Here is a 23,077-nt window from a genome sequence, read left to right as displayed (position 1 = left end):
GATAGCCCGTTCGTCACTTTCAGTTGGCAAACCGATTGTGGGTCGCCGAGGAACGAAGCGCTAGCCTTTTGGTTCGTTTTGGGCAATGCCAAAATGAACATTCAAGCGAAACGAAGTGTAGCAGAAAATAATAGAACATTAAGAAACCAACTACTGATTAGCATTAATCAAACAAATCAGTAACCATACTAAAAAAAAAATCATGAAATATCAGATAATCCCCTGTCTGTGGTTCGAGGGCAAAGCCGAAGAAGCCGCGCATTTTTATGTATCTGTATTCAGTAATTCGAAGATAAACGACATTACTTACTACGGAAAAGAAGGTTTTGATATACACAACCAGCCCGAAGGCACTGTGCTTACCGTAGAATTTGAAATCAACGGACAGGCATTTACCGCCCTCAATGGCGGCCCCGAGTTCCGCTTCAACGAATCGGTCTCGTTTCAGGTATATTGCGATACACAGGAAGAAATAAACTATTACTGGGACACCCTTATTGCCGATGGCGGTGAGGAAAGCTACTGTGGCTGGCTGAAAGACAAGTATGGCCTATCGTGGCAGATAGTTCCCGCTATCCTCGCCGACCTGATGAAAGATCCGGTAAGAGCAGGACGGGTGACGGATGCATTTATGCAAATGAGAAAATTCGATATCGAGAAGCTCATAAACGCTTGATTGATACAGGTATTTGTGTAAATAAAGTGCGGGTAACGGCGGTTGTCTGCACTTTCTCTTTTTCAATATTGAGGGTTGCAGGATTCGTAAATAAGGAGGAAAATGGGAAAAGCAGAGGATAAACTTTAGTAAATATCCCTTATATTTGGATTTGTAACTATAAACGACGTCTCATGACAGAAAAAGAAAAAGCAGCCGCAGGCCTTCTCTACGATGCCAACAATGATAAAGATCTTTTACAGGCGAGGGAAAAAGCTAAAGAAATACTTTACGACTACAACCTCTTGCGCCCGGGCATGCAAACTGAAAAAAAGCAAATGCTGAAAAGTTTTCTGGGTAGAACAGGTGAGAACTTCATATTCGAACCTCCGTTCTTTTGCGATTACGGATACAATATCGAAATAGGTGAAAACTTCTTTGCCAACATGAACTTCATAGTCCTCGACGGGGCAAAAGTCACTATCGGAAGCAATGTGTTCATAGCTCCCGGTGTAGGTATCTATACAGCCGGACATCCCTTCGATGTAGAACAGCGTATAAGCGGGCTTGAATACGCTTATCCTGTCACCATAGGCGATAATGTATGGATAGGTGCGGGCGTGCATATCCTGCCCGGAGTTACTATCGGCGACAATACGGTGATAGGTGCGGGAAGCGTGGTGTCGAAAGACATTCCGTCCAATGTACTGGCCGTGGGCAATCCGTGCAGGGTGATAAAGGAGATTTAGAAGTTGTTTGGGTACGTTGTCTGCTACATCACCAGCTCTGTAAACAACTTTTCGAAAGTCTTGTTCAAATCATCCGAAAAGCCCCTGTTGGAGCGCGATGTCTGTATGGATGTACTCCGCACGGCCGTCAGCCAGCGGTAGCGCTCTGTTATATCCAGCGAAGCCACATAGCCTCCGTCCTTGGCGGCAGAGCATATCTTGTCGAATGCCTTCAGGTTTTCCTGTATTGAGCCCGTATCCAGTTCCGATGTGAACAGGCGGAGTTTGTTTTCATCCACATAATAGCGGGCTTTCAGGAATTTTTCCCGCTTACTGTACATAATAATGCCCACATTTATAAATTCTTCGCGCTCTACCCTCGGTACAACACGGATGACGGCGTATTCATATAAGTGCTTCCCTTGCATGCTGTGCTTCTTTTATAAATATTGCTGAATTCTTTATTCTCTCATTCAGAAAGTCGTTATATACCTGCCGTATATCCTGTGGCGACTCGTCACGTCCTCCCCAGTGCAGCCAGTTGTCGGGCAATATGCTTACTATTTCGGCCACCTTCTCCGGTGTAAGTATCTTCTTAAATTCTGCATCTACTTCGTCAAGACGGCTGGCATAGGGTAACAATACATGGTCTTTGGCCTGAGGGAAAGGGCTTACTGCATACTTTTCCCATCCCGTCCACGAATGATGGAAGTAGAGCGATGCACCGTGGTCTATCAGCCACAGTTCTTTATGCCACATCAGCATATTTGTATTGCGGGCGGTGCGGTCTACATTGGTCAGTAAGGCATCCATCCATAGTATCTGCGATGCGGTAGTGTCGTCTATCCGTGTCACTACGGGGTCGAATGTCAGCGCTCCGGAAAGGAAGTGCAATCCCATATTCAGTCCCTGGCTGCCTTTTAGCAGGTCTTGTATTTCTTCATCGCCCTCGCTGCGGCCAAAAGCCTCGTCGAGATAGATAAATACCATTTCAGGGACACGGAAACCGAGTGTCCGGGCAATAAGCCCGCCTATAAGCTCACTCACAAGCATTTTTGTGCCATGCCCCGAGCCACGGAATTTGACTACATATTTGAATCCGTCGTCAGCCTCGGCCAAAGCAGGCAACGAACCACCTTCACGCAAGGGGGTGATATATCGTATGACGTTTACTGTCCGGAGTTCCATTTTTTATTCAGGAATTAATAGCCCGCAGTTACCGGTTATATTAATATCAAAACTGAAGGCTTGTTCATTTTTATTGTAAAGATAGAAAAGAATAGGTTATATCATACCGCCTGTATATGTTTTTCGGGTATATGGTAAAATTACAGGCTGGAACTCGAAAACAGATAAATTTTGTGAAATATTGCGTCAAAATACGGTCATAATCCAAATTATTCCTCTCTTTTTGATTGGTGTTAACGCCTTTATACTATTTTTACGCTTAATCCGTTTCCTTAATAAAATGAAGAGAGCAAGTATATAAAATGCCGGCATTAATCAAAAAACGAAACCGCTTATCAAGAGTCAGGTACATATCTCTATTGATATTTTGGGTACTCGTGTCCCAATACGGATTTTCGCAGACCGACAGTACCTATATAGGCTTCTTTGAGCAGCCTCTCTCGGTGCGTACCTACTTCATGGATAAGTTTACCGTGCTTTCGCATCAGCAGGGTGACCATGACAATGAAACTTCTTACCGCACCAACGCCCCTTTCGGTATCGGCTTTGGTTTTTCGTACAAGAATGTCTCGCTGAGTGGCGCCTATGGCTTCGACTTTATGCGCGATAAGAAGCGGGGAAAAACCCGTTCATTCGATTTTCAGTATCATCATTACGGGCGGAAGTTTGTCTACGATATCTTTTTTCAGAATTATAAAGGCTTATATACCGAACCCGAAAACGAAAAATATGAATTGTATCCCGACATCAGGCTGAAGCAGTACGGAGTATATGGGCAGTATGTTTTCAACGGCAACAAATTTTCCTATCCGGCAGCTTTCAACCAGAGCGAAAAGCAATTGAAATCGGCGGGAAGTTTCCTTCTGGGGGGCGCAGTATATTTCAATGAAGCCCGTGCCGACAGTTCGCTTGTGTTTGATGGCGGGCACAAGCTGAAAAATTATCAGGTGGGTGTAAATGGCGGCTATGCCTATACGTGGGTGGCCAATAAGCGGATATATGTATCCCTGTCGCTTTCGGTGGCGGCAAATGTAGGTTTTGAAAATATAGACGGAAGAAAGAACCGGGTGAAAGTATATCCTTCTGTATTTCCCCGCTTCTCGATGGGATATAACCACGATACATGGTCGGTAGGGGCGTCGGTGGTCAACAACCGGGTGTATATTCTCTATACTGCGCCTTCGAAGATGGCGTTCGATGCGGGCGCTATCCAGTTCTCGGTTATCAAACGGTTTGGAAAAGCGCCTAAATTCCTCGAAAACCAGAAAATAATAGATAAGTATAACGAATACAGGTTTTGGTAGGGGCGGCTAAAAATAAAATGCAGGAATCTCAAGTAAAGGCATGGGTTATGACATAAAAAAGGCTGTCTCAAAAGCCTTTTTACTTTTGGAACAGCCTTTTTCCATATTATTATCATATCGTCAGTTCCCTCTCCTGCGTTCGTCCTGCATTTTCTTCTGATGCTCATCAAATTTCTTCTGCTGGTCTTCGGTCAGTACAGCTTTAATCGCAGCAGTACGTTCTTCCTGATTCTTCTGGAATTGAGCTCTTAACTTTTCCCTGTCAGTTTCTTTTCCCTGGTCGGCTAGCGGCTGGGCAAATTTCAGATTTATTTCATATACTTTCTTTTGCTGGTCTTCGGTCAGACTGAGTTCCTTTGCCAGTGTTTCAGTTTGTCGTTTGGCCCTTTCTTCAGGTGTGGCACGTTGTCTTTGTTGAGCGAATACGCCACTTGTAGCGAACAATACAATTGTAAGAAACAATACTAACTTCTTCATAAGATTATAAAAATTAAGTTATACATACCGTCTATTATGACTATAGAAATATGAAAAAGTAAATTCGGAAAGCCGTCTTTTTGTGTTAAATAATCATAAAACAAAAAAGTATATGCCCAATATAGCCCCTACAATGAAGATGGATGCTATAACAGAGACATACATGGTATCGGTTGAAATCTTAAACACAGTCCTGATTCTTTCCTGGCTGATGGTCCACAGCGTACCGCTGAAAAATAAGCTGCCGATAAGGAATGTAGGATCATAAGCAATGAAGAACATCCATAACAGCCCCATCAGCGCAAAACTCAGGTAGATAGAAAGTAATATCCATCCCGCCGGCTTTTTCATCCAGAAGAGTATGGCTGCCAGCGGCGTTATAATGACAGGAAACAGGAATATAACTACGCTGAAATCCCATTTCGTATCCTGAAACAGTCCTGTAATCAGGTCGAACTGGGTGGCGATCTGCAACAGGGCTATTGCCATGAATATAATGGCAATGGTATTTATCAGTCTGGGCGATTTGCGTGCATCGTCTTCGTCGTTCTGTATGGGGTTTATATAATCCATAATACCCGATCCTTTTTCCTTCAGTGTATTTTTTATTTCATCGTGCCGTTCCTTCTTTGCCGCGGCTTCCTGCCGTTCGGCTTCCAGTTCGGTTCTGGCCTTATCTATATCATCGGGGGTAAGATTACGGGCATTGAGTTCTTCATGTGCAGTTTTCACGGCTTCGGGACGGTAATTTTCGGGATTCTCTATAATCCGCAGCAGGGCGGTTGCAGAATATGTTTTATATACTTCTGATAACTGGCTCATATTTAGTGATTGTTTATACAGTAAAGATAAGATATTTATTTTGCAAATTAAAATTCTGATTATGAATGGTATATGGAAAATATGTTGAAAAACATATTCAAAAAACCATCATATTGTAATGTTCAGATTGCAATAATTGCTATCTTTGTATAGCAATATGGGAATTTATTGTTTATTTCAGCTATAAAAACTAAATTAACAACACTTAAAAATATGACCATGAACCGCCACGAAGAACTGATTAATGAAATTCATATGGCAAGGAAGCGATTTGAAGATTCGTACCGTAATATCTCCCGCGAAGATATGGATATATTGCTGGAAGAACTGGAGATGATGTCCAGTGAGTTACAGGCATTACACAGGGAACACAGAAACCTTACAGCTTGATTATAATATAAGTACCGAAAGCCTGACCAAATGCTTAGTCAGGCTTTTTTTGTTGCTTTTTCGTCTTTAATGTCCGAAACCAAAACCGCCGTGCATCCCGTGCATCCTGCTTTCGAAAGCTTTTTTCTTTTCGTCAACGAATGCCTGTTTTTCTTCACCCGACATACTCATCCATTTTTCGCAGCGGGCATCTATTGCCTCCACCGAAAAGTGGTCTTCGTGCTTGTCAAGGCATTCCATACGCTTGTTCATAAACTCCAGTTTTTCACTATCGGTCATTTTAGACCATTCCTCTTTGAACTTTTTTCTTGCATCGTTGTCGAAAGGGTTTCTTCCGAAGAATCCCATTCCAAAACCTCTTGTCATCATAATTTTATTTGTTTTTAATTTTAAATCTGTTTTTTAATAAAGAGCTCTCTATTAATGAAGACGACTGATGGGAAAGAATATTTTAAGAGAAAAATAAAAAATGATATTTTTGGTGGGTCGTGCCACTTATAAGGTATTCCCGCTTGAACCTAATCTATTCTTCTTACAGAAATTTGCAGACGAAATTATGACCTGACCCGTGTCTTGATACAATATCTGATAATGTAGATATTTAACAATTCAAAGATTCCGGCTATCAAGGCAGAATCATTAAATGTTTAAATTTTAAATCATTAAGTTCAATAGCCGCTAATGGGTATAACGGGGCTAAGAGCAAAAATATCTTAATGATTTACTTTGTTTATAAAAAATAATAGTTAATTTTGGACTGTTCTATTAAGAATACGACAACTTTTAGATAAAGACAATAAAAGACAATAGTATATACGGCATGTGGTTAAGACTGCTTTTTTCTGATTTCTTTGCAAGAAGGGACTTCATTTTTTCTGTTGAAAATTTGGAGGTTAACTCTATTTTGTTAGAGAGAGAGAGAGAATGACCATACTTAACACTCTATCTTTATTTCTTCTTTCTATTATATCCTTTACATTCCTTCTCCTGAGGAGTGTCAAAGCCGCATGTACCTATATCAGCCACATTACTATTCTTACAGGTAGATATACACTGGATATTGTATTATTTTCCGGATATAAAAACCAGTTTAGTACCCGTTTCTTTACAGATGCAGGCAATCTTATCTTCTGCCGGGCTTTTCTCCGGACTATAACATGCACTCATTTTATACAAAAGCTTCAATACCTCACAGATAGGGAGATTCTTGTTGTCTTTAAAGAAAAATCTTCTCTCCCTTGCTCCTGATCGCCGCTTGGGAAAGTATCGGGCAGGGATATGGGGTATTGAAACTGTTGCGCGATAATGATTATAACAGAGATAATGGATGACAAAATATAACAGACAAAGACAAGTAATTTATTTTTTTTGAACTAAATCGTAAAACTACATGATTCAAACAAACTTTAGACAAAAACAGCGAAATGGAGCAACATTTAAAATACTATTATTGCTGATAGCGATATTAAGTATAAATCTGACTCTGCCTGCACAGGTAACCATAGGAACAAGCGAAGAGCCGCTTTCAGGAGCCTTATTGCAGTTGAAAGACAAGGATAATGTATCGGACAGTACACTCAATGCCCGTAAAGGGTTGGCGCTGCCCCGTGTAACTCTTTCGGAGAAGAAGGAACTTTACCCGATGTTCCTGGCCGATCCCGATAATCCCGCTTCCGGACCCAGTACCGATTATGCAGCTAATAAGCCGGTATTGGACAAGGCACATACAGGGCTTATCGTTTACAATCTGGTAGAAAATGACGATAAGGAACTCTGCATGGGGCTTAATCAATGGGACGGAGAACAATGGAACTGCTTCCAGTCCAAGATTGGCAATGCTATCGCAACTCTTGGCAATTGCGATTCCCTGAAATTTTTCGGAATATATAAAAACGACGTATCCTTAAATGCAGGGAATTACATGACAATACCCTTGCATGTGACAAAGGCCGGCGCATATACCATAACGGCAATGCCTGATCCTGACAACGGTTATTATTTCACGGCATCGGGTGTATTCTTAACTCCCGGTTATTACTTCCTGTCGATAACGGGTGCAGGAACTCCTCTGGACTATACGCCAAGCGGCGGAACCGGAGACCGCATAAAAGTGACATTCAATAACAAGGCAATGGATGCCTGCGATCCGCTATATATAAAGGTGGAAGACTCTTCTGTGAAGCCGGTTTACTATATGTCTTGTAGCGCGACCAAAGTAAGAGGTGTGTATGAGTTAAATAAAGAACTGGACCCGGACGCTAATTATATTGAAGTGACATTGAATGTGACGGCGCCATATGGTGCTACTTATGCCATAGAGACAAATACTGTGGATGGTATTTATTTCAAAGGCTCAGGTATGCTGAACTCGGCGAGCCAGACTGTTAAACTGCAAGGTTATGGCACACCGACCAGTGTGGAAAATAAGGTGATGACAATCACATCCAATAGTTCATCGGATGTTTCTACCTGTAAAGCTACTGTCGTGGTCAGCTACCCTACAAAATCCGTATTTGCGTTCGGATATTATGAAAATACGGCAGGGTATTTAGGTCAGCCGGGATCGGGACTGAGAAAGATGATGGATGCTTCTGTTAATTTCGGTAATACAGAGAACAGTACTGTCAAAATAGTGCCTTATTCATCTTCCCAGACATTCTATCCTTACAACGTTGTAAGCGGCGCTGCCGCTTATAATACTGCTACAGTTAAGAGTTATCTGGATACTAAACCTGATATCGTTATTACAGGATTTGACCTTGATGTTACTGATAAAACTGCAATGGCAGCCAATCTTGTCGATTATCTGAAAAAAGGCGGGGTGCTCATCTTTGTCTGTGAACGTCAGACAATGGTAAAAGCCTTCTTTGAAGCTCTGTATCCGGGCTATACAATTACTGCAGACTGGACAACAACAAATGTGATGACCCTGAATTTTGTAAATGACGAGATTGTTAATGGCCCGTTTGGCGATATACGCGGACTTTTATGGGGTAATGACAGTTATGGCGCTTCCGGTGCACAAGGATTGCCCGACGATGACCAGATTGTTGTTATATCGAGAAACAGTAGTGGTACGCCAATGATACTGAGACACAAAAGATATAATCTCCTTTTCATCAGCGAGGGGGGATTTGCAGCTAACCACAATGGCGCTACAGGTCCCGGTGCAGGAGGATCGGTTTCTACATATCCTCTTGCTATCGATACCAGTTTCAAACCTATTACCCGCACCGGATGGACCGGAGGAAACGTGGAAAATGCCCGTCTTATGGCAAATGCATTGGCATGGGCCATCAAACAGGCACAATATAATGGTATAAATACACCGTAAAATGATACGGGCATATCCGGTTATATTATAAGTTATGCAGGGGCGAATCAGTGTATTCGCCCCTGTTCTTTTGTACATCATTCTCTCTCATCATATACAAATTTCACCTTGCTTTTACTTACTTTATAGGTACGGGCGCATTCGCTGCGGATATGTTCGATATCGTCCGTCTCTATATTTACTTTCAGGCGGGTGATGCCTGTTATTCTGATTTCACGGATTGTAAACATAATATTTTAATTGTTTAATGGGATAATGTGCCAATATGCCAATTAAATATGCCGCTTTGCGCCATTGGCACATTATCTCATTGGCATATCGGCATATTATCTTATTAGTTCATTAATTAAAATCACCTTACCTCCCGATACCTGCCCACCAGTACCTTATTGCTGCGTATATCGGTCAGGATCTTGGATACGATGCGTTGTATTTTATGCGCCTGCACATGGGTTATAGCGGCCAGTGTATGGTAATTGACTGCGGGCTTGAGGGTGATGTACATCTTAAAAAGCTCAAATTCGCGCAAGTCGTAGCGGCGGTACACATAATTGAATATGTCATCCTCCAGTTGTGTCTGCATACGCTCGTGCTCATGAGGATTGGAGTGGTGCGCTTCCAGATGATGGTGGACGGGTATCGCTACATAGCGGCTTTCCTTTTCACTGTCCTGTATATAATTGGTAAAATAAGAGCGGTGGAAGTAGGCCTGATAGTCCTTTATCACCATCCCCGAAAAGAGGATTTTCTCGCTGATACGCATATAAGTGGTGTAGAATACATCCTCGTCGTAGGCGTATTTACCTATCAGGAAGCTGGCCAGTTGTTCGTGGTTTTTCGCAAACCATGTGTTAAACTCGTCCGCCTTCCTGCGGTGTGCGTGCTGTGGTTCGTTCCGGTCGTCGCGTCCGCGGATAAAGTATTTCTTACCTGTGTTGTTGCCGTTGCTGTTTCCTAGTTTCATGTTATTCTTGTTTAATATGTCAATTAGCTGATATGCCAATGTGCCAATATTTTAAGCTAATAGCTGTTAGCTAATGGCTAATAGCTTTTTTTGATTGGCACATTGGCACATTATCCTATTAGTTCATTATTTCCTAAGGCTTTCCCCCTCAAACAATACCCGCATTGTGGTCGACTTTATCCTGTCCAGTACACGGTCGCCATAGCGGTTGCGTATATCTTCCACCGGGAGATTGGAGGATATGATGAGTAGTTTGCCGTGTTTTTCGGCGGCGTCCATCACTTCGGCAAAAGCCATGCGCCTGTTGCCATATACGTTGCTCACATCTTCGGTACCGATATCGTCGATACTGATGATATGCTTCGACAATACGAGGTCTATATTGCTGTTCATCTGATGCGTGTCGAATACCGATACCACCCGCCGGCAATATCCGAGCATGATGGCGGGCAGCGCATAACGGCACAGCAGGCTCTTTCCCCGTCCGCAGTTACCGTAAAGAAACAAGCCTTTACCACGGTTTCCGGCAAGCCATCCGGCCACTTTTTCGTACTCGGGCAGCCACTGCATTTCGCGTCCTTCGGCTTGGAGAAAATGCAATAGGGCTTCCCGCAAAATCTTTTCGGCAGCGGGTATCTGTATCTCTACCTTTTGAGAGGGTAGGGGCATCTGCTGTCGTTTCATCAGGTCGGTGATGTCTCTAAAATTCTTCATAGGGTCTGGTATTATCATGTGAAGCCGCATTGTGATTCTTTCCTGTAAATTTCTTCTCCCAATTTCTGACGGCTGCCTGCCAGTCTTTCATCTTGTTGCGGCCTATCATCCATCCTTTCGATTCGTAGAAGTCGAAAAATTCCTGCGCGTCTACCGTGTTTTTCCGCTCGCGGCAATAGTTTGCGATTTCCTCCGGTGATGGTTTTCTAAACATCACAACAGGCTTCGCCGTCCCTTTTTCTTTAGTCTTGTCTTGTATAGTCTTGTCTTTAGTATAGGTATAGGGAAGCGTATGGTCGAGCGTATAGGACAGTGTATCGGTAAGTGTAATACAAAGCGTATCGCCTTGCGTATCTTTTTCGATACAGGTGATGGTATATTCGGCGGGTTTCATTTTGGCAGTACCTTCCTTGAATTTGATGAGTCCTGCCTGCTTCAGCCTGTTTCTGCGATTGGTCAGCGCATTCCGGTTAATACCGAGAACGGCGCATATAATCTCCGTGGATTGATTAAAAGGATTTTTCCAGTTGAGCCTGTTGCACTTGTGCAGCAGATAGTTGTACAAATCGTGCTCGTGGACTGAAATAATTCCCTGTTCTCTCAATTCCCAGGCGTTGTTTATAAGTTCGATATAGGAAGTCATTTTTATTTGATATGCTAATTATTTAATGTGCCGATGTGCCAATATTTTAAGCTAATAGCTGTTAGCTAATGGCCAATAGCTTACATTATAACATTGGTACATTCATTAAAATATCCTGTCGCTGATTACATGATGTGCCTGAGCAAAGGCTTCACGGTGATTGCGGTTGTATTCCTCCAGTACAGGTTTGAGGCGTGAGGCGAGTACGGCAGAATCTTCGTCGAGCAAATCCCAATTGCGGTCGAGGACTTCCGATGTTTTCAGCAGTACGGTATCCATATAGGTTTCGAACTCCACACATATACGCACATCGCCTATCAGTGTGTCGAAGTCGGCTATGTCCGTCCTGTCCGATTCGTTCAGGTGGCGGGTAATATGCCTTACGATTCTTTCCATTTGTTGTTCGTTGCAATAGCAGTCAATTTTTAATGCGCCCATGTTAGTTGGTTATAGGTTATGAATTATAAGTAATAAGTTATGAGTATTAACCGCTTACGCGTTTTTTCATTCCTCATTCTTAATTATTTCTTATTGTATAGATAATTGAATTTTATTTTCATAAAAATGTATTATATTTGAGATATACTTCAATTATTAATTATGGTTCAAATTTACACTATTTTTATTTATATGCAAAATATTGAACTCATATAATTCATTATTGAATTATATTTAGAATGAATATAAATAAGTGATTGCCGGATATGAATGCCGGTCGGCGATGTAGGGGATATTTTTTTATTGTTGCAGTATAAAATTGTTCTATTTTTAGTTACAAGTTACTGCGCCCTGTGGGCAGTTACAAGTTACGAGTCGGCTGACGCACGTATGGCCAGAGCCTGAAGAACATTTGTCTTGTCGCCGCCCGCTCGCGCAGACGTCCCGTCTGTGTGTTGCGTAGCAAACATTTTACCCTGTCAACAAGACACGGACTGGAAGTCCGCGCTAGCGGGCGGCTCCCTCTCCAAAGGGCAGGGGTGAGATCGAACGAAGTGTAGCAGAAAATAATCCAACATTTTCGTTAAGCAATGAAGGTAGAATTAAATTATATTCCGCGCCTTTGCGTGACAATTTATTTCTCGTTCAATTCCACATAATATTTGAACCTGTCGAGGATGGCCTGCCACCCGGCACGCTGCATATCTGCCGGATTCAGGTTTTCAGTATCGAATGTCTCTATAATCAGGGTATTATTATCCACATTTGTGAATAATATCTTAACCTTGCGACCGTCAGCCATTGTATATACTATCTTTTCATTTGGTACAATCTCATCGTACCGTCCTTCAAAGTCGAAACCTGCGCTGCGGTCCTTGGCTTCCATACGCCACCTGAACCACCCGCCCTGCTGAAGATCGTTGACGGCGGTAGGTGTATGCCAGTCGTCAGACGCACAGTTCCAGTTGACTATATGTTCAGGATTTGTCCAGTATTCCCACACGATATGCGGCGACAGGTTGACCTGAACCTTTACGGTGATTTCTTTCTTTACGTGTTCCATCCTATCGTTTTTTGGGGTTTATTTTTCAGAGTGCAGCCCGAAGACATTCCCTTCGGTATCTACAGCAAGTGTAATAAAGCCATATTCCCCTATCGGGAATTTTGATTGGTGTATCTGCCCGCCTGCAGCTATTACCCGGCTCTCTTCCACGGCGCAATCGTCGCACCCGAAATACACTACCGTGCTGTTACCTCCGGCTTTCACGTCTTTCATCCATACCAGTGCACCGGAGGCATTGGGTGCATCCATGTCGTCTGCCATGGGAAACATTACCATGTTGTAATCCGTTGCACCTTCCATCGGCATATCGGTCAGTTCCTTGGCCAGCACTGTTTCATAAAACTTACGGGCACGGGCCATATCGTCTACATAAATCTCAAACCATACTACGGGATTCGTCTTTGTTGCCATACTGATCTTGTTTTTTATTGGTAATTAAATTATTTTGATAGAAAATTCCTGAGGGATGTTCCTGATATCTCCTCCCAGCCTGCCACATAGTTTTCGCGGGAGAAGCCGGCTCCGGCATCGGCAAAGTTTTCTACACCTTCGTGTGTGAGGACAACTTTGGTCCCGTTATCCACGGGTTGCAGATCCCATGTAACTACCGATTCGCCTTTGCTCTGTGAGGGATGCGTCCATGTGTGGCTGAATCTTTTTTGAGGAACAATTTCTTTTATTACACAACGGTGGTGATAGATAACATCTTCGAAGGATACAGTGAAATTAAATTCGGCGCCTTCTCTGAGTTCAAAATCTTCGATGGTAAAATACCATTCTTTCATCTGATTTTTATCGGTGATTGCCTTCCATACCTTAGATAGAGGCTCCGGATAAATTTCTTCTATTATTATGGGTATATTGTTCATGAAGTCGTGTTTTAAATTGATACCGATATATTTATTTAAACAGAAAAGGGAATATCCGTGTTCATTCGAAAGAGTTAATATGTAGTTAGTTATTGTTGGTAAAATATAAAAGACTAAGAGATGGAAAAAATTACTTTTGACGCGCCTTCATAAAACCGGACATTTTCTTGCAGCAACCTCAAAGTCCTTTCATTTAAGCCACAGGACAGGTATATTTTGTAAATACGGGAAACAATAAAGCATCTTCTTTGTTTTTATAATAAAAAGTTAATATTTTTATAAAGAAGAAATAACTATAAAAAATAATAACAAAAAGGAAATCGTCAATATCTTTAAGATAAACGTATATTCACTATAAATACAAAAACAATAGTTTATGGCTAAAATAACTACGAGTCTCCTAGTTATCAGTATTCTTATATTCAATTCGTGCAGACAGAAAAATGTTGAACCCGAACCGGCAGATCCCCCCTCGCAGGATACGGTGGCTGTGAAGGATAAAGATGAAACAAAAAGAACGGATACAGTCACCGTAGAAAAGGAACTTCTCTATGATAAATATACGCTTGAAGACACTTATCCTTACAAAGATACCACACGGCGGTTTCAGTGGGAGAAGATCAAGGCCGGACTGAAAACGATAGATTCCATGCAGATAGAACATGCCTCGTGGGGCATCTTGCAAAACTACAGGAACAACAACGGGGAAGCTCCGCTGGTAAAGGAATATCACCGTAATGTATATAAACGCATAGCCGACAATTACGATGTGGAACGCTACCAGTCGGTACCCTTATATCCTGTCGGGGACACTGTTGTCCCCGAGCGTTACGGGAGGGATGGTTCGCTGGTGAAACTGATAAAGGGAACAGACAGCACAAAGTTTGAAAAGATAGAGACCATATACTTTCCCGGTGAATGGCTTGTTCCCCGTAAGTATGTGAAAGAGATAGCAGATAGTGTAGTCTTCAACAGTGCGATATTTGTAGACCGCATCAATGAGAATGTGGTCACGCTGCAAAAGGAAGGAGACAAATGGATGATAAGAAGCATGAATCCTGTCACCACAGGATTGCACAAACCGCCGCATCAGCAGGAAACTCCGCTGGGGATGTTCGTCATACAGGAGAAGAAGTATAAGATGTTTTTCCTTGTCGACGGCACCACAGAAACAGGCGGCTTTGCTCCTTACGCCAGCCGGTTTACCAATGGCGGATACCTGCATGGCGTGCCCGTGAATGCCCCCCGCAAAGATTTTATAGAATACAGCGCTTCGCTGGGAACTACTCCCCGGTCGCATATGTGTGTGCGTAATGCGACCTCACATGCCAGGTTTATTTATGATACTTTTCCGGTGGAAGGCACAGTCGTATTTGTGATAGAATGAAAATAATATGAAGCGTACTCCCGCACAGTATATAACAATTGACTCATACAATAAAAAAATGAAGGTGTCTCAAAAGTATTTTTCACTTTCTTTTTACATACACTCCGTTCAACATGACAATAGGAAGTAATACTTTGCTAACGTAATATTACTTTTGAGACAGTCCCATTTTTCACACTTGTTTTTTCCACCACCTCACTCCTACCCAACCGGTAACCAGCAACAATAATATCCGTCCGCACCATATCTGAAACGATTGGAATGAACTCATGCGGTTTACCTCTGTCTCCACTTCTACAGGATAAGGTACACGGATGGTATCGTTCACAAAGACGGAATCACGCAAAAGTTTGTCCCGGTACAAATATTTGTACTTTTCCAGCCAGATGGTATCACCTCGCATTTTCACCAAAACCGAGTCGTAAAGATGAACCGAATCGCGTAGCAGGCGGTCTTTGTACTCTGTCCGTACCGATTCCACAGGGATGAATACTGTGCGTGTCCTGCATCCCGACAGGGCGAAGACCAGCATAAGCAAGGCCATTATATTTGTTCCTGAATAGTTTCTCATCTGAATTCTTTTTTTACATCAAAACACGGGCAGGCTTTTGCTGCAAACTCGTTATGTCCATGCACTTTCGCATTGGGATAGCGTACTTTAAGGTTCTCCGCCAATCCGGTTATTGCCTTCTTCTGAGCTTCGGTACGCGTATCTTTAGGGTTACCTGCGGCATCCAGCCCGCCAATATAGCACACACCTATCGATGTAGCGTTGTGCCCGAGACAATGCGCTCCTATCAGCGACTCATCCCTTCCCTTATGCACAGAGCCATCGAGATATACCACATGATGATAACCTATCCTGGCAAAGCCTCGGGCCCTGTGCCACCGGTCTATATCTTCCACGGTAAAATGTTGTCCTTCCTTTGTGGCCGAACAGTGGAGTATAATTTTATCTATCTTTCTCATTTTTTTCTTCAGGGGCTTTTAGTTGTTTCTTTACAATTTCGGTTATTCCTTTTATCAGGTCGTCTTTATTTTCGAAAATTACTGTTAGTTCTTCAAGGCTTCGCCCTATTTTTTTCTTATCTTTTTCATGTGCCTTTTCCAGTATCGACTTGGCTTCTATGAATATAAGGAACGCGGCTGCAATCAGCGTGATATAGGGTTCTGCATAGAAGAACATTCCTATACAATCGAACATGAAAGCAAACAGCATCAGAGCATAATACAAAACAGCTTTGGTAACTGTCCGCCTCAGTCCGTATGAGGTGCGCTGCTCGCCACGCTCCTTTGCCTTGCGCCATCCGCTGATAAGATCGAGGCTGATAGCGATAGCTACCAGGAGCCACATAATGGATACGATAGCCAGTTTGAGCCGCAGGGTGACAAAGTCTTCTGTCAATAATGATTCTATTATCAATAACATGGGATAATTAGTTAAGAATTGAGAATTTTATAATTAAGAATAGGCTGTCAGCCATTTATATATAGCTGACAGCTATGAGAGAGTGTTAGAGGAACATTGCAGTGTTTTTGCCGGTGGGTTCGGTGGAAAAGAGGATGGCGTATACCTTCTTTACACTTTGCGTATCGACATTTGAACTGCTGATATTGATACTATTAATATCATTAATATTGATAGTATCGGCATCTGACTTGCCTATATTGACACTAATAATCCTGTTATCAGTAACATCAATACCTTCGGGTGGTAAACCATTATCAAAATCTGCCATAATTCTTAGGTGAAAAGTGATAAATGAAAAGTGAAAAACTAAAAGTGATAAATGAAAAACTAAAAGTGATAAGTGATAAATATTTTTCGTTTTTCGTTCTTCATTCTTCACTTTCCGTTTCATTCTACATCGGATTTAATGTTGTTATCGGTAGCCGTATCTGCATATATACACCACTTATGTATATATCGTTAGGCGATAATACACCGGATGCACCCGATATATTATTATAATACTCGGGATGTCCTGACGATATATACTTACCATCCGTTCCTCTTGCCATCTCGAATGAAAGAATATGGCTATCTTTCATCAGGCAACGCGGGTCTTCGGGTAATACATCGCACCATTCAGGTTTTTGTTCATTTTGCCAAAAGGATTTATCCATTGTTTCCGTATTAAAATCGAAATCCTGTTTCCAGCAACGGCGCAGGTGAATGTTTCCCGATTTAGTGAATGTTAATACACCCGGTTTTACCATAAAAGAATCTCCTGCCTTGTAGTTTATCCCGCTGTATGTTACATAGTCAGTTGTATTTTTCTGGTCATTGTCATGCTCTACCAGATACCAATAATCCACCTGTAAATTGCCGGATACAATATTTCCATCGGGTATTTTATTTACGATACGCATCTGTACCGACTGGTAACCCAGTATGTCGTTTATCTTATACACTACCGGGTTTCCGGAGGCAACAGTAAAAGTTGTCACACCTGCCACACCTTTAAAAATATTATTCCTGCTACTTAGCACGGATGAATAAGTGCTTCCGCTATAGGTAACGGATGCCGCATTTTCATCAGATGAACGCAGCATATACATCTCACCGGCTTCTATCGCAGTCACCTCCTCCCCGGAATCACATAGCAGGTTCGGAATGCTGTCTATCAATACCCCATACTGATAAGGCAGATCATTTGGAATATCTATTTTCGTCAGCTTTTTTTTAGCGCCCAGCCATATTATTTTCGAATCGAGATACATATTTTTTCGCTGTGTTATATCCACGGTTTTATCAATAGACAAAGAATCATCCGCTATATCCAAACCGTCGCTATGCGGGTTCCCCGGAGCAAAGCTGGCGGGCACATTGTTACTTGCGGTAATTGGTATCTTAGAGCCCCGGGATGTTGAATATCCGAATGAGATAAAACGCAATGTTTCGAACAGGTTAATTTCCGAATCTTTCCATGTAATGCCCTCGAATATTTGTTTTTTGGTGAACAGCCAACGGCCTAAAGTCAATGTTATGCCATAGTCTGTAATATCGGCGGGAACTGTCAGCCCGGCAGCCGTACAACGTGAAACAAAATTACTTCTTAACTCTTCAGATGTTGTGCCAATAAGCGGAGTATAATCCGTTTCCGTGCCTATGCGGAAGTTACAGTCGTCGAATGCGTAGTAATTGTTCTTGTAGCTGTCGAGCGATGACTGATTGACTACAAGGTTGCATTTTTCCCATGTATGCAGATTACCGGCTATTGAGCCTATGGTGGTATTGATGCCGATGAAGGAATTATTGCCATTGATATTGCCTGATGACGGATTTACTCTGAAAATACAATGGTCATAATAGTTTGTTATGCCTACACCAAGATTCGTTGTTCCGGGCATTGACAGCATCTCGCATTGATAGTATCTGTTATTATAAGTTCCCTGACCATTATAACCCAGCCTGTACGTTATTACATTTTTTACAGCAACGTCTTTAAGAAATACACCATTAAATGTACCGGAGGACATCTGATGGCCTTCGTATAAAATGGCGTCTATGATACTGTTTTTCATACCGCTTCCGATAATCCGGAACATCAGGTTGTTTTGATTCACAGGCGCCGATGTCGTTCCAACGCTGAATTTGTGGTATCCGCCGCCCAGTATGATGGACTGGTTCTGCCCGCTCGTAGCAGCAATGGTACCGGTAGACCTGGAGGGGTTTTGCCTGCTGGCATCCGTACCCGTACCCGCATAGGAGTAAAATCTAGTAGGGAATACCCGTTCTACATCTACCCCCTGATAGTCTGTATATCTGTCTTTAAATGCGTATCTCATCTCTTATAAATTTTGTTTAACGGGTGAAAATAATATTCTATCTAATTCGGTCAGGTAAGCCCTGCAATCGTCAAACTCAGCATATCCGGGGTTGTCAGGGTCTTCCAGTTCCCGAAACATTGTTTTAAACGCCTTGGGTTGTTCTGCAAAAAACACCGTGTCGTCAATCAACATTATAATATCATCTTTCTTTACTTCATATATCATGGTAATATTGCTTTAGCATAAATGAATAAATAAGCAGTCGGGTCTGTTGTTTGGGTTTCGATCACAAACCTGACCTTCGAGCGTTTTTCTATTTTCTTGTCCAATTGTATATTATTCAGGTTAGTAAATGTTTCATCATCAATAGTAAGAGACTTCACATTCAGGGCATCCACTTTATAAATCGTCATCTCTTCGCCTATAAACATTTCCATTGCCGTTGTTTCCATAGTCAGGGAAATACGCCGTTCCACTTGTAGCCTATCCAGCGTATCGAACTTGCATTTGCCCGACTTCATCACTCCGTTTTCCTCTATCGAACCGAATATATAAAAACCTTTAGGGTCTTCTATCGTCTTGAGAGAAGAGAGTTCTACCGGGTCTAATTTTCTTGTTTCATTAGCCATTTTATTTTGTTTAATTGGTTATACCTCTATTTGATTTACTCCGCCAGTATTGCATTCTTTTTATCTTCAGTCATTACTATATGGCGGTCTTCCGTACCCAGTACAGGCATCGTATTGAAACGGGATGCATCGATTTCGAAAAGCGGGTAAACCGAGTTCTTGCGTATCCATATCTGATAGCCCGATGTTTCGCCTGTTTGCCCTGTTATCTGGGAGAATGAAAGAGATACCCCACCGTCGCTGCCAAAACTATACATCAGCCCCTGCGATGTACGGAAAGCCACCAGATATTTATTTACAGCAGCTAACAGCAGATCCGATGTTTTTTCCCCCTTCAGTGTATGTACGAATGTTACCAACTCCTGTTTGTATATGCCATTTTCCTGCGTCTCAGTAAAGGTGCTTTCGTTTACTGCTCCTATTTCCAAGAAAGGCACATCTGATATTATCCGGTTTACATAACACTTATCGAACAGCCCATCACCGGCAAACTGATATGTCTCAAAATCGCGGATATCGAGCAGATAGAGTCCTGTAATGCCTCCGGGATTATAGTCGCAGGTATGTTTTATATTCTGTAATAATCTGCAAGTCATTGTTTTTAGCCTTTAGCCACTAGCTGATAGCCAGTAGCAGTTAATAAATAAAAGTAAAGCCGTCAGCGAAAACCTTGAAGGCTGTAGGCTAACGGCTATAAGCTAAATGCTGACTTTACGGTGTAACCACAGTCTTGTCCGCAATTGCAGAGATCACGCTTTCATCTTTCAGCAGGCGGCCCATCTCTATTTCCGTTCCGGCCATGGTTACGGTCCAGCCGTAAGCATCGGCATCGGCAGCACCTGATGCATAGTTGAATGCTGTGGCACTCAATCCGTTGTTGCGTCCAAGCATCACCGCACGATTCGATTTATCAACGATTACCGCCGTAAACTTACCCAGACTCAACGCCTTTTCCTGATTCAACAATTCGTAATCGTAGTTGCTGATGGTAAAATTGACAGTGTGGGTACGGTATTTTCCTCCATTACCATTTACGGCCAGTTCGTCGGAGAATGAAGCTGTATTATCAGCAAAGTCAACTTTATACGCTTTGGCACTCTCGGCAAGCGTAATAGTATCGATTCCTCCATCGGCTCCGAAAGTATAATCGTTCCCGGCATCGTAATTGAAAAGATATACGGCTTTTATACCCGCTACCGAATAATGGCAGTTGTCTTTTGTTATATTTGAAGTTAATTTACATCCTGACATAATATTTTTTTTTAATGAGTTGATGAATTAATGTTTTAATATGCCAATGTGCCTATATTTTAAGCTAATAGCTGTTAGCTAATGGCCAATAGCTTTTTTTGATTGACACATTGATTAGTTATTCGGACTATAAAACACCACTTCGTCTTCGAACGGAATAGCGAATCCAAGACGCAGACGTCCGTCTATGAAGATGATATTATCCTGCGGGGCAGCCTTTTGTCCAAGACGGATTTCTTCAAGGTCGCGCACAAGGTCTGTCCCGATAAGGAAGTTGCGGGCATCAGCCGCTACTATATCATTGTCTCCGAGTCCTTTTACCGGAACAAGCTCCACTCCCATATAGCGCACCACGTCGCCCTCTACTGTAAAGTTGGGGATGACTACCACATTACTTCCGTAGATGCCTCCAAGAGCCATTTTTACTTTCAGGAATGTAGGATAAGAAACATAAATATTCAATGTACCTTCCTGTAAGCCGGCAGCTACAACATTTTCCGGAATGTTTGTAAATACCTTTTCTATTTCGTCCAATACATTTACTTTGGTAAGAGCTACACCTGTTATTTTAACGGCGTCCGGACTGTCTGTTAAGACTTTGACTACTCCATCGAAATCGTTAGCATCCACAGAACTGTCTCCCTTAAAGATTTTAGTTTCTATCTCACTGCTCAATTCGGAAGCAAGGATAGCCATTGTTGCGTCTTCGAGCGTATCGGGCAATTCCCTGTTCTTTGCTCCGGGACTGAGCATCCATACGGTGCGTTTGCGTTCAAGGTCGTCGAGGCATTGTTCCAGATTGATTTTATACGTTTTTACTTTCAACTCCTTGTCACTCAACTTCGACATCTGCTGCGGATTCCATGAACAGTCACGGGCATCTGCCTGCAAAATGCTGCCGTTGATGTCAATCAGGTTGATTAGAGTCGATTCTTTCACTCCTACAACGGGAGTTATTTTACCTTTCTCGATAAGTTTCCCACCAAAGATTGCTTTTGTAAACCAGTCCATATTGGTAGACGGCTGATAATTCAGTGATGAGATGTCATACATGTTTGCCATATTTCTAAATTTAGTTAGTTATTATACTTTTATTTAATTGTATTCATCCTGATAATTACTATCCGAAGTGTGTAATGTACCAATTTTCAAACAGTTGCATTCAATTGGCACATCGGCATATTACTTCTTTCTGTTTATTGTCTGATTCAATGCAGCTGCCATACGTTCGGCCGTAGTCATTTCCCCTGCATTTTTAGTTGTGCGCGACAGTTGAACGGCAGGATGTGCCGATGGTGTTTTCCTGCGCATCTCTTCTACCTGCCCTTTTGTAGATTCGAGCATCGACTGTGCGTCTTCCAATGTTTTAGTCAACTGGTCGATAGTCTGCTGCATTTCGGCAATCTTAGCTTTCAGGGCTTCTGCTGTTTTGGGTTCGAAACCGGCCAGTTTATGCCGTGCCTTACTGCGCTTCAATGTTTGCGGAGCTTTCGTTTCTTCAGGTTTGGTTTTGTCTTCCGATGCTTCACGCGTTTCTGTGAATTGCCCCTGCTCATCGATTACCAGCAAATTGCCGTTTGCAAGCTGATGCTCACCGGCCGGCATTTGTTCTCCGTCGAGCGTAGCAAACCCGTCTTCGTCCACATAGGCTTCCTTGCCGTCGGCCAGTACAAAGACTACATAAGGCGTACCGCTGGCCGTCATATCTGCCTTTTCTACGGCTTCGATGTCGAGCAACATGCGTGCAATGCGACCGAGCAATGTTTGTTTCGGTTTCTTTTTGTTCATGTTTACATTCATTTGATTTTTAATTTTGGAAATATCCGGTTGTTGATTGAAGAAACCTTCCAAAGAGAAGCCTTTGACGTGGCCGGTCATCACCTCTGTGTTCCAGTATTTTTCATTCCCGACCTTGTAGCTGCACATCAAGGTACCTTTGGGAAGGTCTTCAAATCCTAATGCTTTCGATTTATCTGTCTGCGGGTCTGCCACTATCCACAGTTCGGTGAGGTAGTTGCCTGAGAGCGGTGTCTGATGCTGGTGTGTGGTATTGTGAAGTGCTACACCGGTACGCATCATTTTCTGTGCTATCCTTTCTATTTGTTCGGCCGAAAACCTGATGTAATAGTCGCCCAGTTCTTCACTTTGACGGTAGATAAGTTGCTCTGGTTTCAGTACTACGCCTGTAAGAATGCGTTTCTTTGTATCACGATTGAGAAAAATGTGTTCACTGTTTTTTTTCAATGTCACAAAATCGACCTCATTGGCCGGACAATCGACAAAAGATATGGCACAGATGCCCGTCATATCGTCTTCGTTATCGTCGATAATGCAGTTGTAGATAGGTAAATTCATAGATTATCTGCTTTTTAGGGTATAGATAATTGGATTGGGGAAAAATGCAGATAAATGGGAAAATTAACATTTGGATGTATTACAAAAAATAT

31 protein-coding genes are annotated in these 23,077 nt (G+C 42.4%); 7 read left to right on the top strand and 24 right to left on the bottom strand.

Translation table 11 applies throughout. From position 1 onward, the window contains the following. Positions 1-202: 202 nt before the first annotated feature. Together B3317_RS04995 and B3317_RS04990 are read left to right on the top strand one after the other, a co-directional pair. Positions 203-676 (top strand): VOC family protein, encoded by a 474-nt coding sequence (locus tag B3317_RS04995; RefSeq protein WP_291109237.1) that lies wholly within the window; start codon positions 203-205, stop codon positions 674-676. Between the two features lie 173 nt (positions 677-849). After that, positions 850-1,404: a sugar O-acetyltransferase gene (locus B3317_RS04990; RefSeq protein WP_291109234.1), complete on the top strand. Its 555-nt coding sequence runs from the start codon at positions 850-852 to the stop codon at positions 1,402-1,404. 23 nt (positions 1,405-1,427) lie between these two features. On the opposite strand, the gene B3317_RS04985 is transcribed toward B3317_RS04990, so the two are convergent. Both B3317_RS04985 and B3317_RS04980 read right to left on the bottom strand, forming a co-directional pair. Further along, positions 1,428-1,811 (bottom strand): DUF3037 domain-containing protein, encoded by a 384-nt coding sequence (locus B3317_RS04985; RefSeq protein WP_291109232.1) that lies wholly within the window; start codon positions 1,809-1,811, stop codon positions 1,428-1,430. After that, positions 1,789-2,571: a HipA family kinase gene (locus tag B3317_RS04980; protein ID WP_291109230.1), complete on the bottom strand. Its 783-nt coding sequence runs from the start codon at positions 2,569-2,571 to the stop codon at positions 1,789-1,791. The genes B3317_RS04985 and B3317_RS04980 overlap by 23 nt, the downstream gene beginning before the upstream one ends. A 302-nt stretch (positions 2,572-2,873) precedes the next feature. On the opposite strand from B3317_RS04980, the gene B3317_RS04975 reads away from it, so the two are divergent. Beyond that, entirely contained in the window at positions 2,874-3,875 is a 1,002-nt protein-coding gene (locus tag B3317_RS04975) for a DUF4421 family protein (protein WP_291109228.1), read from the top strand. Between the two features lie 120 nt (positions 3,876-3,995). Here the strand turns inward: B3317_RS04975 and B3317_RS04970 are convergent, their stop codons facing one another. After that, entirely contained in the window at positions 3,996-4,352 is a 357-nt protein-coding gene (locus tag B3317_RS04970) for a DUF4890 domain-containing protein (protein ID WP_291109226.1), read from the bottom strand. Positions 4,353-4,445: 93 nt separating this feature from the next. After that, positions 4,446-5,174 (bottom strand): hypothetical protein, encoded by a 729-nt coding sequence (locus B3317_RS04965; RefSeq protein ID WP_291109224.1) that lies wholly within the window; start codon positions 5,172-5,174, stop codon positions 4,446-4,448. A gap of 219 nt (positions 5,175-5,393) precedes the next feature. Between B3317_RS04965 and B3317_RS04960 the strand changes: the two genes are divergently transcribed. Next, a complete protein-coding gene (locus B3317_RS04960) occupies positions 5,394-5,564 on the top strand; it encodes a hypothetical protein (RefSeq protein ID WP_291109222.1) in 171 nt (56 codons plus the stop codon). Between the two features lie 66 nt (positions 5,565-5,630). Here the strand turns inward: B3317_RS04960 and B3317_RS04955 are convergent, their stop codons facing one another. Then, positions 5,631-5,933 carry a hypothetical protein gene (locus B3317_RS04955; RefSeq protein ID WP_291109220.1) on the bottom strand — a complete coding sequence of 101 codons (303 nt, stop codon included), beginning with the start codon at positions 5,931-5,933 and terminating at the stop codon, positions 5,631-5,633. Positions 5,934-6,488: 555 nt separating this feature from the next. On the opposite strand from B3317_RS04955, the gene B3317_RS04950 reads away from it, so the two are divergent. Together B3317_RS04950 and B3317_RS04945 are read left to right on the top strand one after the other, a co-directional pair. Beyond that, positions 6,489-6,812: a hypothetical protein gene (locus B3317_RS04950; protein ID WP_291109218.1), complete on the top strand. Its 324-nt coding sequence runs from the start codon at positions 6,489-6,491 to the stop codon at positions 6,810-6,812. Positions 6,813-6,954: 142 nt separating this feature from the next. Then, a complete protein-coding gene (locus B3317_RS04945) occupies positions 6,955-8,898 on the top strand; it encodes a hypothetical protein (RefSeq protein ID WP_291109216.1) in 1,944 nt (647 codons plus the stop codon). A gap of 77 nt (positions 8,899-8,975) precedes the next feature. On the opposite strand, the gene B3317_RS04940 is transcribed toward B3317_RS04945, so the two are convergent. From B3317_RS04940 to B3317_RS04905, 8 genes are all read right to left on the bottom strand, one after another. Beyond that, positions 8,976-9,128 carry a hypothetical protein gene (locus B3317_RS04940; protein ID WP_291109214.1) on the bottom strand — a complete coding sequence of 51 codons (153 nt, stop codon included), beginning with the start codon at positions 9,126-9,128 and terminating at the stop codon, positions 8,976-8,978. Positions 9,129-9,250: 122 nt separating this feature from the next. Beyond that, positions 9,251-9,862 carry a hypothetical protein gene (locus B3317_RS04935; RefSeq protein ID WP_291109212.1) on the bottom strand — a complete coding sequence of 204 codons (612 nt, stop codon included), beginning with the start codon at positions 9,860-9,862 and terminating at the stop codon, positions 9,251-9,253. 126 nt (positions 9,863-9,988) lie between these two features. Beyond that, the gene (locus tag B3317_RS04930) at positions 9,989-10,576 is read right to left on the bottom strand and encodes a hypothetical protein (protein WP_291109210.1); all 588 of its coding nucleotides are present in this window, start codon (positions 10,574-10,576) and stop codon (positions 9,989-9,991) included. Next, on the bottom strand, positions 10,563-11,219 hold the full coding sequence (locus B3317_RS04925; protein ID WP_291109208.1) for a hypothetical protein: 657 nt from the start codon (positions 11,217-11,219) through the stop codon (positions 10,563-10,565). Before B3317_RS04925 ends, B3317_RS04930 begins: the two co-directional genes overlap by 14 nt. Before the next feature lie 105 nt (positions 11,220-11,324). Beyond that, positions 11,325-11,657, bottom strand: a complete 333-nt coding sequence (locus B3317_RS04920; RefSeq protein ID WP_291109206.1) for a hypothetical protein — start codon at positions 11,655-11,657, stop codon at positions 11,325-11,327. A 634-nt stretch (positions 11,658-12,291) separates the two neighbouring features. Continuing rightward, positions 12,292-12,720: an SRPBCC domain-containing protein gene (locus tag B3317_RS04915; protein ID WP_291109204.1), complete on the bottom strand. Its 429-nt coding sequence runs from the start codon at positions 12,718-12,720 to the stop codon at positions 12,292-12,294. Positions 12,721-12,738: 18 nt separating this feature from the next. Continuing rightward, positions 12,739-13,131, bottom strand: coding sequence for a VOC family protein (locus B3317_RS04910; RefSeq protein ID WP_291109202.1), 393 nt, complete (start codon positions 13,129-13,131; stop codon positions 12,739-12,741). A 29-nt stretch (positions 13,132-13,160) separates the two neighbouring features. Further along, positions 13,161-13,589 carry an SRPBCC family protein gene (locus tag B3317_RS04905; protein ID WP_291109200.1) on the bottom strand — a complete coding sequence of 143 codons (429 nt, stop codon included), beginning with the start codon at positions 13,587-13,589 and terminating at the stop codon, positions 13,161-13,163. A gap of 376 nt (positions 13,590-13,965) precedes the next feature. Here B3317_RS04905 and B3317_RS04900 point away from each other — a divergent pair, with 376 nt between their 5' ends. Beyond that, positions 13,966-14,976 (top strand): L,D-transpeptidase, encoded by a 1,011-nt coding sequence (locus B3317_RS04900; RefSeq protein WP_291109198.1) that lies wholly within the window; start codon positions 13,966-13,968, stop codon positions 14,974-14,976. Between the two features lie 172 nt (positions 14,977-15,148). Here B3317_RS04900 and B3317_RS04895 read toward each other — a convergent pair whose 3' ends face one another. The 11 genes from B3317_RS04895 to B3317_RS04845 all read right to left on the bottom strand — a co-directional run bounded on the left by B3317_RS04895 (position 15,149) and on the right by B3317_RS04845 (position 22,985). Continuing rightward, positions 15,149-15,547, bottom strand: coding sequence for a hypothetical protein (locus tag B3317_RS04895; RefSeq protein WP_291109196.1), 399 nt, complete (start codon positions 15,545-15,547; stop codon positions 15,149-15,151). Next, the gene (locus B3317_RS04890; RefSeq protein ID WP_291109194.1) at positions 15,544-15,945 is read right to left on the bottom strand and encodes an N-acetylmuramoyl-L-alanine amidase; all 402 of its coding nucleotides are present in this window, start codon (positions 15,943-15,945) and stop codon (positions 15,544-15,546) included. The genes B3317_RS04895 and B3317_RS04890 overlap by 4 nt, the downstream gene beginning before the upstream one ends. Continuing rightward, on the bottom strand, positions 15,929-16,405 hold the full coding sequence (locus B3317_RS04885) for a phage holin family protein (RefSeq protein WP_291109192.1): 477 nt from the start codon (positions 16,403-16,405) through the stop codon (positions 15,929-15,931). The genes B3317_RS04890 and B3317_RS04885 overlap by 17 nt, the downstream gene beginning before the upstream one ends. Positions 16,406-16,490: 85 nt before the next feature. Next, positions 16,491-16,715, bottom strand: a complete 225-nt coding sequence (locus tag B3317_RS04880; RefSeq protein WP_291109190.1) for a hypothetical protein — start codon at positions 16,713-16,715, stop codon at positions 16,491-16,493. 124 nt (positions 16,716-16,839) lie between these two features. Then, positions 16,840-18,768: a hypothetical protein gene (locus B3317_RS04875; protein WP_291109188.1), complete on the bottom strand. Its 1,929-nt coding sequence runs from the start codon at positions 18,766-18,768 to the stop codon at positions 16,840-16,842. A 3-nt stretch (positions 18,769-18,771) separates the two neighbouring features. After that, a complete protein-coding gene (locus B3317_RS04870; protein WP_291109186.1) occupies positions 18,772-18,975 on the bottom strand; it encodes a hypothetical protein in 204 nt (67 codons plus the stop codon). After that, positions 18,972-19,379, bottom strand: a complete 408-nt coding sequence (locus B3317_RS04865) for a hypothetical protein (protein ID WP_291109184.1) — start codon at positions 19,377-19,379, stop codon at positions 18,972-18,974. Before B3317_RS04865 ends, B3317_RS04870 begins: the two co-directional genes overlap by 4 nt. A gap of 35 nt (positions 19,380-19,414) precedes the next feature. Beyond that, on the bottom strand, positions 19,415-19,975 hold the full coding sequence (locus B3317_RS04860; RefSeq protein WP_291109182.1) for a hypothetical protein: 561 nt from the start codon (positions 19,973-19,975) through the stop codon (positions 19,415-19,417). 115 nt (positions 19,976-20,090) lie between these two features. Continuing rightward, entirely contained in the window at positions 20,091-20,630 is a 540-nt protein-coding gene (locus B3317_RS04855; protein ID WP_291109180.1) for a hypothetical protein, read from the bottom strand. Between the two features lie 114 nt (positions 20,631-20,744). Beyond that, positions 20,745-21,692, bottom strand: coding sequence for a hypothetical protein (locus B3317_RS04850; RefSeq protein ID WP_291109178.1), 948 nt, complete (start codon positions 21,690-21,692; stop codon positions 20,745-20,747). A gap of 120 nt (positions 21,693-21,812) precedes the next feature. Then, the gene (locus B3317_RS04845; RefSeq protein WP_291109176.1) at positions 21,813-22,985 is read right to left on the bottom strand and encodes an XkdF-like putative serine protease domain-containing protein; all 1,173 of its coding nucleotides are present in this window, start codon (positions 22,983-22,985) and stop codon (positions 21,813-21,815) included. Positions 22,986-23,077 lie beyond the last annotated feature (92 nt).

The organism is Dysgonomonas sp. UBA7710, assembly GCF_002482385.1.
Lineage (GTDB): Bacteria > Bacteroidota > Bacteroidia > Bacteroidales > Dysgonomonadaceae > Dysgonomonas.
The sequence above is the reverse complement of the archived record's forward strand: the minus strand, read 5'-3'. Positions and strand labels throughout refer to the sequence as shown.